The 14,913-nt window shown below is 49.4% G+C and carries 10 protein-coding genes; 8 read left to right on the top strand and 2 right to left on the bottom strand.

Annotated elements, in window-relative coordinates:
• Nucleotides 1–39: 39 nt before the first annotated feature.
• Nucleotides 40–804 carry a response regulator transcription factor gene (locus BT112_RS11100; protein WP_072317449.1) on the bottom strand — a complete coding sequence of 255 codons (765 nt, stop codon included), beginning with the start codon at nt 802–804 and terminating at the stop codon, nt 40–42.
• Between the two features lie 159 nt (nt 805–963).
• Here BT112_RS11100 and BT112_RS11095 point away from each other — a divergent pair, with 159 nt between their 5' ends.
• Nucleotides 964–1,545, top strand: coding sequence for a DUF1349 domain-containing protein (locus tag BT112_RS11095; protein ID WP_394333355.1), 582 nt, complete (start codon nt 964–966; stop codon nt 1,543–1,545).
• Nucleotides 1,546–1,693: 148 nt separating this feature from the next.
• Here BT112_RS11095 and BT112_RS11090 read toward each other — a convergent pair whose 3' ends face one another.
• Nucleotides 1,694–1,912, bottom strand: a complete 219-nt coding sequence (locus tag BT112_RS11090; protein ID WP_072317448.1) for a hypothetical protein — start codon at nt 1,910–1,912, stop codon at nt 1,694–1,696.
• A gap of 440 nt (nt 1,913–2,352) precedes the next feature.
• Here BT112_RS11090 and BT112_RS11085 point away from each other — a divergent pair, with 440 nt between their 5' ends.
• From BT112_RS11085 to BT112_RS11055, 7 genes are all read left to right on the top strand, one after another.
• On the top strand, nt 2,353–3,447 hold the full coding sequence (locus BT112_RS11085; RefSeq protein ID WP_072317447.1) for a DUF4434 domain-containing protein: 1,095 nt from the start codon (nt 2,353–2,355) through the stop codon (nt 3,445–3,447).
• A gap of 5 nt (nt 3,448–3,452) precedes the next feature.
• The gene (locus BT112_RS11080) at nt 3,453–4,853 is read left to right on the top strand and encodes a sugar porter family MFS transporter (protein ID WP_072317446.1); all 1,401 of its coding nucleotides are present in this window, start codon (nt 3,453–3,455) and stop codon (nt 4,851–4,853) included.
• Nucleotides 4,854–4,877: 24 nt separating this feature from the next.
• Entirely contained in the window at nt 4,878–6,608 is a 1,731-nt protein-coding gene (locus tag BT112_RS11075; protein WP_072317445.1) for an FAD-dependent oxidoreductase, read from the top strand.
• Between the two features lie 11 nt (nt 6,609–6,619).
• Nucleotides 6,620–8,143 (top strand): DUF4127 family protein, encoded by a 1,524-nt coding sequence (locus BT112_RS11070; protein ID WP_072317444.1) that lies wholly within the window; start codon nt 6,620–6,622, stop codon nt 8,141–8,143.
• Nucleotides 8,144–8,238: 95 nt separating this feature from the next.
• Complete coding sequence (locus BT112_RS11065) at nt 8,239–9,861, top strand: carbon starvation CstA family protein (protein WP_072317443.1); 1,623 nt, start codon at nt 8,239–8,241, stop codon at nt 9,859–9,861.
• A 214-nt stretch (nt 9,862–10,075) separates the two neighbouring features.
• The gene (locus BT112_RS11060) at nt 10,076–13,159 is read left to right on the top strand and encodes a SusC/RagA family TonB-linked outer membrane protein (protein WP_217652372.1); all 3,084 of its coding nucleotides are present in this window, start codon (nt 10,076–10,078) and stop codon (nt 13,157–13,159) included.
• Nucleotides 13,160–13,175: 16 nt separating this feature from the next.
• Complete coding sequence (locus BT112_RS11055) at nt 13,176–14,816, top strand: RagB/SusD family nutrient uptake outer membrane protein (protein ID WP_072317441.1); 1,641 nt, start codon at nt 13,176–13,178, stop codon at nt 14,814–14,816.
• Nucleotides 14,817–14,913 lie beyond the last annotated feature (97 nt).

The following is a 14,913-nucleotide window of genomic DNA, read 5'->3' as shown; positions in this document are numbered from 1 at the left end:
CCTGTGAATCCTAATACAAGATACAATTTTGAAAGGATTTCACAAAACCCCCATCATCCTCGCCATACGGCAGGCTTCCATGGCGTTGCTGACGTGCAGTTTTTCCAGGATATTCTGCCGGTGCCTGTTTACCGTATGGATACTAATAGACAGCAGGTCGGCGATCTCTTTACTCATTTTCCCTTTATCGATCCAGGATAATATTTCTTTTTCCCTGCGGGAAAGGATATTGCGGCTCCGGTTATGGTCGGCAGGGATCAGGGCCCCGGTTACGGGGTTTACTATACATCCGTTACGGGGCGGAAGGGCCTGGTAAGACGGGAAGGTATAGAGGCAAAGCGCAAACCGAAGTTCTTCCGGTGTGGAAGTACGCGGATAAAAGATACGGTGCAGTATGGTGACATATTGGTTATTGCGGTTGCGTATTCGCAGGGGATGTATGGCAAAAAGTCCGTGGCGTTGTGCCTGGGGGAGTTGTTTTACCGTGTTAAAGAACTGCAGTTCGAGAAAATACTTGTTTTGCAGGTCGTCCGGATGCGTCCCGGAGAAGATCTCCTCTTCCCAGATCGAATCTATGGTTTTGTGCTGCACCGGGCAGGAAATCCCCAGGGTAGCCGCTATGCCCCCGTAGCAGATATAACTCCGGTTAGCCTGCATATCACTGAGTACGGCAATGGCCTGTTCCGTTTCCGCATACAGTTCTGCAAGAGCTTTGAGCTGTTCCTGTGGCCATGCCGTATCTGTCCCGGTAAAGTCCTGTCCGAGCAGTTTGTGATGCAGCTGGTCTGCGATAGGTGTAGCCATAGTAAAAATGGTTATTAATCATTATTGAGCCCCGCGATAAACAGGACTACTTTTGCAAAAGTAAAGCTAAATATCATGATGAGAACATTAATCCTTTTTGCACTGCTTTTTGCAGGTTCACAGGGTGTGTATACACTGTATGCACAACGGCTGGAAAAAATGAACTGGTTTAACGAACCCCGGGACTGGGAGATCAAAGACGGGACGCTGTCCGTATTTGTAACTCCGCAGACCGATTACTGGCGGATATCGCACTACGGATTTACCGTAGATGACGCTCCCTTCTACTATGCCGTTTACGGGGGAGAATTCGAAGCCAAAGTTAAAGTATCCGGGGCGTATAAGGCACGTTTTGACCAGGCGGGACTGATGGTCCGTATCGATGAGAAACACTACATCAAGGCGGGGATAGAGTTTGTAGACGGAACGTACAACCTGAGTACGGTTGTGACCCACAATACGAGCGACTGGAGTGTAATCTCCCTGGAGGAAGCCCCTGCGTTTGTCTGGATTAAGGCGGTAAGACGACGGGATGCCGTGGAGATCTTTTACTCGTTTGACGATAAGGAATACGTGATGATGCGCAATGCGTATTTCCCGGATAATACCCCGGTAAAGGTGGGACTGATGGGCGCAAGTCCGGACGGGGAAGGGTTCCGTGCGAGTTTTGAAAACTTCCGGGTTACACATCTCCCGGACCAACGCAGGCTGGAATGGCTGAAAAAGAATGGCGGAGAATAGATGATTCGCACATATATAAAGAAGACCGTCTGCAAAGTTTTAGGCGGTCTTTTTGTATGGAAGTCTTTTAGAAAAATGACCCCTTAGTTCAGGGGTTAGCTCATAGGTTATCAATTTGATCATCTGACAGATTTTTGGGATGATGTCCTTAATCCTGCCTTTCAGGATGGTAAGCCATGGCTACAAGGCCTGTTTCGGTTTCTACGTGATCAGGTCCCCTGGGCATAAAGCGCCTGAACCCCATATTTTGCCTGATATTCCCAAAGACAGCTTCTTTTTTTATACCAACTCCCGGAGTAACTTTCTGTATGACATATATCCTGATGCCTCCGTTCGGTAATTGCGATAACCTGCCGGATGGGCACATACTTTTATGGTATCGGTACTGCGCCCGTAACCAAAAGAAGAGCAGGCGCAGTGGAAAGGCGTGTTACCCGTACCGGCAAGAGGAAAAGGTAAGAAGAATCCTGCTGTAGAAGCACTACTGTTTGTTAATAATAAACTTTTAAAAAGCTTAGTTAATAAAAAAATATATTTATTGTTCGCTGTATAATTAAAAAAAATATATATTTGTCTGGATAACGTATCCGGGACATTGCTTTTACCATAACAAATTCCGGAAGTTAGGACTCAGATGCCTCTATCGGAACCCTCGGTTTTCCGGTAGCGGGTGTCGGAGTAAGGGAAAAGGTTGTGGCAGGAAGGGGCTCCCGGCCGGCAGACCTGATCTCAGAATAACCGGGAGGAGAAGAGCACAGTCCTTTAACCGGGAACATAGAGTACAAAACCTAACCAAAACTTTACATTATGAAACCTGAAAAGACCGGGGAGAACTCCAGGAGGAGTTTTCTGAAAAATGCTTCTATGGCAGGAGCTTCCGTACTCACCCTCAGTGGGCTCGATCGTGCCGGGGCCATGCCTTCGGAGTATATTATCCCCAAAGCCGATCCTAAGCGGTATGGTAGTGCGGGACTCCCCATAACGGCTACGTTTCTGGATGAGATCTCACATGATATTCCGCATCAGAACTGGGGAAAAGAAGAATGGGAAAGAGACTTTCAGCACATGAGGTCCATAGGTATAGATACGGTAATCCTCATACGATCGGGGTATCGTAAGTTCCTCACGTATCCTTCCGATTACCTGGTGTCCAGGGGATGTTACAAACCTCATACCGATCTGCTGGAACTGTTTCTGAGCCTGGCGGAGAAATACCACATGAATTTCTATTTCGGCCTGTACGATTCCGGGGCCTACTGGGATACCGGCGATCTGACGCATGAAATAGAATCTAACCGATACGTTATCGATGAGGTCTGGCGTAAGTATGGCGAACGGTTCAGCAGTTTTAAGGGATGGTACCTGAGTGGTGAAATAAGCCGTAAGACCAAAGGAGCCATAACGTCTTTTTACGAACTGGGTAAGCAGTGTAAAGCGGTGTCGTCCGGACTCCCCACATTTATATCGCCCTGGATAGACGGAAAAAAAGCTGTGGCTGCCGCTTCGGGGAATCTTTCTAAAAAAGAGTCCGTTTCGGTAGAAGAGCACGAAAGGGAATGGGATGAGATCTTCGATGGTATCCATAAGGTTGTAGATGCCGTAGCCTTCCAGGACGGGCACATCGATTACGATCAGCTCGACGATTTTTTTACCGTCAATAAGAAGCTTGCCGATAAGTACGGGATGAAATGCTGGACCAATGCCGAAACCTTTGACAGGGACATGCCCATAAAATTCTTACCTATAAAGTTCGAGAAACTGCGGCTGAAACTGGAAGCGGCGAAAAGGGCCGGATACGACAAGGCGATCACTTTCGAATTTTCTCATTTTATGAGTCCGCAATCGGCCTATCTGCAGGCCGGACATTTGTATAACCGCTATCGCGAATACTTCGGAATTTAAAAACAATGGAAAAATCCAGAAACATTTACTATGTCTGCTTCCTCGCTATGGTCGCAGCGCTTGGCGGTTTTTTATTCGGTTATGATACGGCCGTGATTTCGGGGACCATTTCCCGGGTGAGTGCGCAGTTCGGTCTGGGTACTATGGAGCAGGGGTGGTATGTAGGTTGTGCCCTGGTGGGGTCTATTGCCGGGGTTCTTGTAGCCGGATGGCTGAGCGACCGCTACGGAAGAAAAAAAATGATGCTGTTGTCGGCCGTACTTTTCTCACTGTCGGCCATTGGCTGTGCCTTGTCGGGGACTTTTACGACCCTGGTCATCTACCGGATTATAGGGGGGGTAGGGATAGGTGTGGTATCTATCGTATCGCCCATGTATATTTCGGAGGTGGCCCTGTCGCATATCCGCGGTAGCCTGGTGGCCCTTTACCAGCTGGCTATAACGGTCGGTTTCCTGGGAGCTTATCTGGTAAATTTTAAGATCCTCGGGATCGCACAGGCCGGCAAGTATGGCGGAAGCGGGTGGACAGAAAGGCTGTGGGAAGAAGAATGGCGTGCCATGCTGGGCACAGAGGCTTTTCCGGCCGTATTGTTCCTGGTGATCATCATTTTTATCCCCGAGAGCCCGAGGTGGCTTGTGATGCAGGGGATGACCCTTAGGGCACGACACATTTTTTCGAGAATAGTACAGTCAGACGAACAGGCGATCGTTATGACCGGGGAAATACAGAAGGGCGAAACAAGCCGTAGCCTCGCAGCTTCGTTAAAGATACTGGCCAATCCGAAGATCCTTCTCCCGGTATTCCTGGGGGTGGCCCTGGCCATGCTCGGACAGTTTATGGGGGTTAATGCCGTACTCTATTACGGTCCCAGTATTTTCGAGCAGAGCGGGCTCTCCGGGGGAGATGCCTTGTATTACCAGGTCTGGGTAGGGCTGGTCAATGTGCTGACCACCGTACTGGCCCTGTGTATCATAGACCGGGTAGGGCGTAAAAAACTGGTGTATTTTGGCGTAACAGGTATGATCGGTGCGTTGCTGTGTATAAGCCTGTATTTCTATAAAGGAGAAGCCTGGCAGATCAGCAGCGGAATACTGCTGGGACTGTTCCTGTTTTATGTTTTTGCCACAGCCATCAGTATTTCTGCTGTGATCTTCGTCCTGCTCTCGGAAATGTACCCCAACAGCATCCGGGGTCTGGCCATGTCTCTGGCCGGGTTGTCGCTGTGGGTAGGGACCTATCTTGTAGGGCAACTGACGCCCTGGCTGCTGGAAACACTCCGTCCGGCCGGTACTTTTCTCTTTTTTGGTATCATGTGTCTGCCTTACCTGTACCTGATGTGGAAATATATTCCGGAGACGGCCCGGAAAAGTCTGGAAGACATAGAAGCGTACTGGATGAAGAAATAATACGACACCCTATATAACCATACGATGAAAAGAAGAAGTTTTATAGAAAGTATATGTATTGCCGGGGGCTCCCTGGCTACCCTGCCGGTCACGGCTGCCCCGATATGGGAGCAAAGCACTCCCGTACAGGTATCGGAAGGCGGCAAAACCTGGCAGGCCGATATTGTCATTGCCGGAGGAGGCGTCGGTGGTTGTGCGGCAGCTTTTGCAGCACTTCGCAACGGACTCAACGTAGTGATGACCGAGCCAACAGACTGGATAGGCGGACAGCTTACCCAACAGGGCGTACCGCCCGACGAGCACGACTGGATAGAGCATTACGGGGCTACGGCCCTGTACCGTGAATTCCGGACCAGGGTGCGGGAGTATTATAAAACCCATTACCCCCTGAACGATAAGGCGCGCAATGCGGAGTACTTCAATCCGGGCAACGCCGACGTATCGGCCATAAGCCATGAACCGCGGGTAGCTCTTACCGTGCTGGAACAGATGTTTGCCCCTTATATCAGTACGGGCAGGATGCACATCCTCAAAGAACACCATGTGGTCCGTGCCGAAGTATCAGGTAAGAAAGTCCGGGCCCTGTATGCCAGGAACCTGCGCGATAAAAGCCTGTGTAAGCTTACCGGTAGCTATGTGGTAGACGCTACCGAACTCGGGGAGTTACTACCGCTGACCGGGACCGCTTATGTGACCGGGACCGAATCTAAAACCGAAACAGGAGAGTTGCATGCGCCGCAGGTGGCCGATCCTGAAAATAACCAGGCGTTTACCGCATGTTTTGCCATGGATTATGTTCCCGGCGAAAACTGGACGATCCCCGAACCCGAAGAATACCGTTTCTGGAAAAACTATACACCGGAGATGAGTCCGGCCTGGGCAGGAAAACTACTGGAACTCAATTACTCCAATCCCAAGACCTTACAGCCTAAGGTACTGGGGTTTGACCCTACGACCGGCGAAATGGACGACAGGCTTAACCTCTGGATATACCGCCGTATCCTGGACAAGGATAATTTCGATCCCGGGTTCTACCGCGGGGACATCTCTATAGTCAACTGGCCCCAGAACGATTACTGGCTCGGGAATATCGTGGAAGCCGCTCCGGATGTATTTCAGCATCATTTTGAGCGTGGAAAGCAACTCAGCCTGTCCTTGTTGTATTGGTTGCAAACCGAAGCTCCCAGGCCCGATGGCGGTAAAGGATGGCCGGGACTGAGGCTCCGACAGGATATTATGGGTACGGAAGACGGCCTGGCCAAGTATCCTTACGTCCGCGAATCGCGCCGGATACGGTCATTGTTTACGATTCTCGAAGAACACGTAGGAAAAAAACAGCGGATGATGGTGAGCGGAGCTACCGGAGAACACGTAAAGGCCAGGGAATTTCCGGATAGTGTCGGCATCGGTTACTATCACATCGATCTGCATCCCAGTACCGGGGGCGATAACTATATCGATTTTGATTCCCTGCGATTTCAGATCCCCCTGGGATCCCTTATTCCCGAACAGACCGAAAACCTCTTACCGGCCTGTAAAAATATCGGAACTACCCATATTACCAACGGGTGTTACCGCCTGCATCCCGTAGAGTGGAGTATAGGCGAAGCTGTGGGGGAGCTCATCCCTTTCCTACTGCAAAACAAACTGACCCCACAGCAGTTGTACGCCAAAAAGCATAAAATTGAGGAATTTCAAAAACGGATCGAGGCCCAGGGCATAGCGACCCGCTGGCCGGAAGACGGATCGTATTAAAATCTGGTACTATGAAATATTTGATTATTGGTTTAATGATGTTGTGCAGCCTGATGCAGACAGGATATGCACAATCCCGTGCCAAGATTTTACTGATCCCGTTAGACGACAGACCCCCATGTCTCCAGTTTCCGGAAACAGCGGGCCGTATTGCCGGTTATGACCTGGTGAGCCCGCCACGGGAATGGCTGGGCAGATATACCCGGGCCGGAGATCCGGATAAGATCATAGAATGGATGGAAAAACAGGACCTTTCCGGTTACGATGCCCTGATTATATCGGCCGATATGCTGGCCTACGGCGGTCTCGTAGCGTCACGGGAACATCGTGTTTCCGGGAAAGTAGCTGCAAGGCGGTTGTCGGTACTTCACCGATTGCGCAACAGGTATCCGGATGTTCCGGTCTACCTCAACAGCGTGATTATGCGGCTGGCCCCGACGGCAACGGCAGAAAACGAGGCGTACAGAAGGCAACTGCAGGCCTGGGCGGAACAACCCGACCCCGGTAAAAAGCCCGATGGAAGGGTTCCGTCAAAAGTAATCGGAGATTATGTGAAAAGCCGGAAACGCAATAACCGTATCAACCGGAAAGCGTTGGAGCTGGTAGAGGATGGCGTGGTGGATTACCTCATCCTGTCCCAGGACGATGCACACCCGTCGGGAATGCATATCAGGGAGCGGGAAGCACTGAAACAGCGCGTACATGACAAGAGACTGGAACAAAAAGTACACATACAACCGGGAGCCGATGAGATAGGTATGGTTCTTCTCGCCCGTTATCTGTCCGGAAAGTCGGAACAACCGGTACGGGTCGATGTCCTATACAGTTCGGCAGAGGATTCGAAAACCGTCATGCCTTTCGAAGATAAACCCCTGGATGGTGTGGTCGAAGATTATATCGCAACCTGTGGCGGACAAAAGGCAGCTACATCCGGCACGGAAGATCTGTTGCTGATGGTGTACACTTCCCGTGGAAAGGAAGCGGAAACAAGGATATTTACGGAAACACTGAAAGCTCGTGTCCGTAAAGGATATAAGGTGATCCTGGCCGATATAGACCCGAAGGGAAACGTACAGGGAGGAAGCCGGATACTCGGTGAATATCTGGTGCACGAAAACATACTCGACAAATTGTATGCCTATGCCTCGTGGAATACCAGTGGCAATACGCTGGGGACGGCCATTGCACAGGGCTATATCTACCGGTATGCGGAAACGACAGGGAATACTGTGGCTCAGGGGAACGAAGCGCAGCGCTGGTTTTTATGGCACCGCTGGAGTAATGATTTCCTCTACAACAACATCATCCGCAAACAACTGTTGCCAAAACTGGATACTTCCCTGCACTGGAGTTCCGTGATGACAGCGCCTAAGGTTAGAGCACTGGAAACGGAAGGCGTGAAACACATGCACGATTATATAGAAAAGTTGCAACGCGAAACGGGAACATACATTCCGATAACAAAACTGCAACTCTTATTACCGTGGAACAGGCTTTTTGAAGCTTATGTAGATTATACATTACAGCCGGAGTAAACCCGAAGCGACTCCGCGAACTATACGAACACGATGTTTCTTGGAGAAATCCCGGAACGTCCCGGTTCCGTTTATCGGACAAAACACTACCAACCATGCGATTTATCTGGATATTGATCCTGTCTTTTATTGTGCTGCGTATAGCTTACCGCGTATACGGGAATTACCTGGCGCGTTTGTTTAAGCTGGACGACAAAAATGTGACCCCGGCCCGGCGGTTAAAGGACGGTGTCGATTACGAACCCGCGGGCAAAGGTATTGTGCTCGGGCATCATTTTGCCTCCATCGCCGGGGCAGGACCTATTATAGGACCGGTGATCGCGGTAGCCTTCGGCTGGGTGCCGGCGGTATTGTGGATACTGGCCGGAGGCATATTTCTCGGGGCTGTCCACGACTTTGCGAGTCTTATCGCTTCGCTCAGGCACGACGGTAAAAGTATCGGAGAAGTGATCCGTAAATATGTGGGATGGCAGGGGAAAAGGCTGTTCCTGCTTTTTAGCCTGGCCACACTGATCCTGATCATAGCGGTTTTCGGAGATATCATAGCGAGAACCTTTATAAGTAATCCGGAAGTAGCCTCAATTTCGGGACTCTTTATCCTGTTGGCCCTGGTATTCGGGCAAGTCCGCAGGAAAATCGGGCAACACCCGTCGAAAGGTGTAGCATGGTCGACGATGATACTTGCGATCATAGCAGTATATGCCGTTATTATTTTCGGTGGAGGTATGCCGGTACAATGGTCGTACACTGTATGGCTTGTGGTATTGATGCTGTATGTAGGTATAGCTTCGGTGACCCCGGTATCGGTTTTGTTGCAGCCGAGAGATTACCTCAGCAGTTTTTTATTGTATGGGTTGATCCTCTTTGCCGTAGCCGGTATTTTTATTTCCGACCCGAAGGCTGCACCGGAACATGCCGTAGCCTGGCATGATGACGATCTGGGCTATTTGTTCCCCGTGCTTTTTATTACCGTGGCCTGTGGCGCCATCAGCGGATTTCACGCACTCGTTGCCGGGGGAACTACCTCCAAGCAGGTCGAAAAAGAGACCGATGTAAAAATGATCGGTTATGGCGGTATGCTTATCGAGTCGTTCCTGGCTATTATAGCAGTGGCCTCGGTAGCCGTATTCAGTCCGGAGGATTACAGGGACCAATTGAGCACGGGGAGTCCCGTAAGTGTGTTTGCACATGGATTGGGGACTATGATTGCCAACCTGGGCGTGCCGGAAGCCAGGGCGGTGGATTTTATTGCGCTGACCGTTTCGGCCTTTGCCCTGACTACCATGGATACCTGTACGCGCCTTGCCCGGTTTGTCGTACAGGAACTTTTTGAAAAGCAAAACCACGAAATCCCGAAAGGAAATCATATCATGCAAAACCGCTATGTAGCTACGGCAACAGTGATCTTCGCATCGGTTGTACTACTGGCTTCGGGGCAGTTTGAAAAGTTATGGCCTATTTTCGGTTCGGCCAACCAGATGCTGGCCGCGCTGACCTTACTGGCACTGTCCGTATGGATGATCCGGGAGAAGATCAATTACCGGATCGTATTCTGGCCTATGATCTTCATGTACCTGGTATCGTTGACGTCGCTCGTATTTTTTGGAATAAAGAATCTCGGGGAAGGTGATTATGTACTTGCAGCAATGTCCCTGGTACTTATTTTTCTCGCCCTTGTATTGGGATATCAGGCTAAAAAAGTTTTAAATAATAATTAATAAAAAATTTTTATGTATTTATAAAACTAAAAAAATTAATTAATTGTTGTTTCAATGAAAAACTTATTTATATATTTGAATGCATTGAAACATAAATAAAATTATATATCTGTTTTATTGACTTAAAAAATTTAAACTTTAAACCAATAATCACCAAAACTTAAAAAATTATGAAATTATGACAGCTTTTTTGTGCGATCAAAAAATTTATCGATTGTCATTATGCATTTTAATGATGATTCCCGCGCTGCTGAATGCCCAGGACCTCCGGGTAGAAGGTGAGATCGTGGATGTGGAGAACGGCGACCCGTTGCCCGCGGTCAATGTCGTTATCTTAGGGACCAGGACCGGTGTTTCCTCCGATTTTGACGGTTTATACGCATTGGATGTTCCCGATCCGGACAGTAAACTTGTGTTTTCCCTGATGGGATATATTTCCGATACGGTATCCGTAGCCGGAAGAAGCAGGATCGATGTGCAACTCAGGCCCGGCATTACCAGCCTTAACGAAGTGGTCGTGGTCGGGTACGGAACACAGCGAAAACAATCCGTTACCGGGGCCATCACCCAGATCGAAGGTGCGGAGCTGATGAAGGCACCTACGGCCAACATTACCAATCTGCTCGGCGGACGTATGGCCGGGGTGATATCCCTGCAACAGTCCGGTCAGCCCGGGGCGGACGGTTCCAGTCTGCTCATCCGTGGTGCTACTCCAAAATATATTGTAGACGGTGTAGAGCGGACTATCGGCGAAATAGACCCTAACGAGATCGAAACAGTATCCGTACTTAAAGATGCATCTTCTGCATCAGTTTACGGACTCGATGCCAATTCGGTAATTATCGTAACGACCAAAAGAGGACGTCAGGGACGCGCTTCTATCACCGCGTCGGCATCGACAGGGATGAGTATCAATGCGGTAAAGCAGCAGATGCTCGACGGTCCCGGATATGCCTACTGGTATAACAGGGCATTGGAACTGGATGGCAATCAACCCATATTTACCCGCGAGCAGGTACAAATGATGGTCAATGGTGACCCTTCCGATGGCTGGGGTAACACCAACTGGTACGACAAGACCTTTGATGTGGGGTATAACCAGACCGTAAATGTGAGCTCTTCCGGTGGAAGTGAATCCGTAAAGTATTTTGCTTCGCTCGGGAACTTCTCCCAGAAAGGAAACGTGGACGGTATCTCCTATAACAGGGTGAACCTGAGGAGTAATATCGATGCCAAAGTGGCCGAAAACCTCAATCTCCGGTTCGATATTTCCGGACGGATAGAGGATAGGGACCGGCCCGGGTTTTCTGCAAATCCCGGAGACTGGAACAACATTCCGCAACAGGCCATCCGGGCACATCCTTATGTGCCGGAGGAAATAGATGGAGAGCCCGTATCTACCCGGACCGCCAGTTCTTTTGTAAGCCCGTTTGCCGCTTCGTCACTTTCCGGCTACAGCAAGTCCAAAACCACGGTAATACAGACCAATTTCGAACTGAAATACGACATTCCTTTTGTCAAAGGATTAAGTGCCAAATTTATGACGGCTTATGATATGTCTTTCTATAACAATAAACAGTTCAGTACACCCTATCAGACGTATGTAGCGAATCCGGTTACTGCCGCAACCCGCGAACTGAGCTATACCTATGCTTATGATCCGAGGGGGGACAGGGCTTCCCTGGTTGAAGGGTTTACTTACAGCAGATCGTTTACCACCAATACCAGTCTGAATTATAAAGGAGATTTCGGGAAACATCACTTCGGCGGATTACTTTTGATGGAAACTAACGAAGGTAAAGGAAATAGTTTTAGTGGTTATGGTTACGAATTTGATATTTACGAACTGGACGAACTCTTCTTTGCTAATGACAAAGATCGCAATGGCGTAAACGGAAGCAGCTATGAAGAAAAGCGGATGGGATTCGTAGGACGAATCAATTATGATTACGACAGTAAATACCTGCTGGAGATCTCTGCAAGATATGACGGCAGTCATGTATTTGGGGGAATGAAAAAAGGAAAGCGGTGGAGTTTGTTTCCTGCTGTGTCGGCAGGATGGCGAATCAGTGAGGAAGACTGGTTCCGCAATGCGATAGGTGGTGTGGATAACCTGAAGCTGCGCGCTAGTACGGGACTTACCGGGACCACACAGATCGCACCGTACTTTTTCCTGAATACGCTGACTATTCTGGCCGAATCTGCCGTAGTACTCAACGGTCAACCGCAACAGGGATTGTACACGTCTGCACCTGCAAATGAAAACCTTACATGGGGCAAAGGCCTACAGTATAATGCTGGTTTCGACCTGACCCTTTGGGGAGGACAACTCAGTGTGGAAGCCGATGTGTTCTACAAATATATGTATGATATACTGAGCGTCGTTACTGCCGCTTATCCACCAAGTTACGGGGGCTATGTGCCGGCTTATATGAATAAGAATAAACAAGATCATAAAGGATTTGAGGTTCTTCTGGCACATAGAAACAAGATTGGGGGATTTTCATATGGCGTAAGCCTGAACGGGACATACACCAAAAGGAGATGGCTTAGTTTTACCGATAGCGAAAACACACCCGATTGGCTGAAACTGACCGGGAAAGAAGTCGGAGCCCAGGTAGGGTTTATCGCTGATGGTCTTTTTCAGAGCGAGGAAGATATAGCCAACTCACCCCTCATCCCGGGAAGGGCCGTAGATGTAGGCTATATAAAATACAAGGACCGTAACGGGGATGGAAAAGTGACCTACGAACAGGACCGGGGCTATATCGGGAAGTCCGCATATCCGAAATTCGTAGGAGGGATCAATCTCGACGCCGAATACAAAGGTTTCGACTTTAATGCCCTTTTCCAGGGCGCACTCGGAAGAGATGTAGCGCTGACCGGTGTGTATAGTAGTGGGGTTATGGATCATACTTCGATGACCCGTCCTTTCTATCACGGTGGAAACTCGCCGGTATATCTCGTGGAGAACAGCTGGACCCCGGACAATACTGGTGCCGAATTTCCACGGTTGAGCCTCGTACCCTTGAGCAGTAACAACGCGTATTCTTCCAGCTTCTGGTACAGGAATGGGAACTACCTGAGATTGAAGTCTTTGCAGTTCGGATATAGTTTTCCCGGGCTTTCCGGAAAAGACGGTTTCGTACAGCAGCTGAGACTGTATGTACAGGGACAGAACCTGTGGACGTGGAGCGAATTGACGAAATACAATATAGACCCCGAAATGCCCGGTGTAAACAACGGGTATTATCCGCAGCAGAGTATTTATTCCGTAGGAATGCGTATGACATTTTAACCAATCAAGCAGATACATGATGAAAATACAAATACATAAAATAGCCGCTGTAATGCTGCTGGCCGGATTGTTCTCTTGCGATGATTATCTGGATACTACCCCGACCGACAGAATAAGCGACCTGGTGATATGGGAGAATGAAAAAAACGTTCAGCTCTACGTGAACGGCTTCTACCCTTATATCGACCGTTACGGGCAGTTTGGAGGAGCCCAGTTCAACGGATCACTGACCGAAGGATTAACCGATACATTTAAGTACGGAAGTTATGTACCCGGATCTAAAGCAGGGGATGCGAACCGCTATGTGTTTACCCCCGAGGTGATTGGGCCTACAAGTAATCTGCTCGATGTGTGGAGCGAGACCTACGAAAGGATACGAAGAGTAAACGAGTTTCTCGTGGGGTTAGAGCAATATTCGGTATTCGATGAGGAAACCAACGATCTGTACCGCGGTCAGGCGAGGTTTTTCAGGGCTTTCCTGTATTTCCAGCTTGCCAAAAGACACGACGGGGTTATTCTGTATACGGATATGAACCTGCAAAAAGATAAACCCCTGAGTACCGCTGCGGAAACCTGGGATCTTATCGCCGACGATCTCGACTTTGCCGCAAGTGTATTGCCCGAAGCAGGGGCATGGCCCGCTTCCGAAACAGGCAGGGTGACCAAAGGTGCCGCCTGGGCCCTGAAATCGAGAGCGATGCTTTATGCCGAACGCTGGCAGGAAGCTAAAGATGCAGCCGACGAAGTGATAAACTCGCCGCATTACGCGCTTACCGATAACTATGAAGACAGCTGGAAAGGCGGAAATTCCGAATCCATACTCGAATACAATTACCTGCTGAACGATCCTAATCATTCGTTCGACAAGGATTATGCTACCTACGGGGAGATCGAGAATCAGGGAGGTTCCGGTACGCCTACCCAGGAAATGGTGGAAAGTTACGAAAACAAGAGCGGGATGACTGTAAACTGGGCGCCCTGGCACGGCAATACCTCCGTTGTGCCCCCTTATGAGGATCTCGATCCGAGATTTCATGCCACGATCATATATCCGGGATCGGAGTGGCAGGGGAAGACCATGACCAATTCCGTAGAAGGAGAAAACGGCAGGTATATGGCCTACAGAGAGCAGACTTATGCCCAGGGACGTACCACCACGGGATATTACCTTAAGAAGCTCCGGGATCCGGAAAATACCGATCTTATCACCATACCGAGTACCCAGGCCTGGGTAGAAATACGGTTGGCCGAAGTATATCTCAACAGGGCAGAAGCAAACTACAGGCTCGGAAAATCCGACGATGCCATGGCCGATATCAATGCCGTACGCAGCAGGCCCGGAATTGCCATGCCTGCGAAAACCGGACTTACGGGCGCAAATCTTTTTGAGGCCATAAGAAAAGAGCGTAAAGTAGAGCTTGCCTATGAAGGCCATTTGTACTGGGATATGCGGAGATGGAAACTGGCCCATACCGCGTATCAGAACTACAGGGTACACGGGTTCAGGGTTACCGGGATTCCGGGGGCACTGAATTTCGAATATGTAGATGCCGATCTCGAAGATCGTATTTTCCTGCAACGAACATACATACTGCCCATACCCTATAACGAATTGGCCAACAATTCCGCAATAGAACAATACGATCCATGGAAATAAGAAAGTATGAAGAAATAAACCGGGTCCCGCCGAATGGGAGAACGACTATACCCGTGTATTGCGATCCCGGTTTCAGATTCTTCATATCCAGTAGACT

It is taken from the genome of Sinomicrobium oceani, from assembly GCF_900119185.1.
In the GTDB taxonomy this organism is placed as follows: domain Bacteria; phylum Bacteroidota; class Bacteroidia; order Flavobacteriales; family Flavobacteriaceae; genus Sinomicrobium; species Sinomicrobium oceani.
Note: the sequence above shows the minus strand (reverse complement) of the source record. Positions and strands in the feature narration are given on the sequence as shown.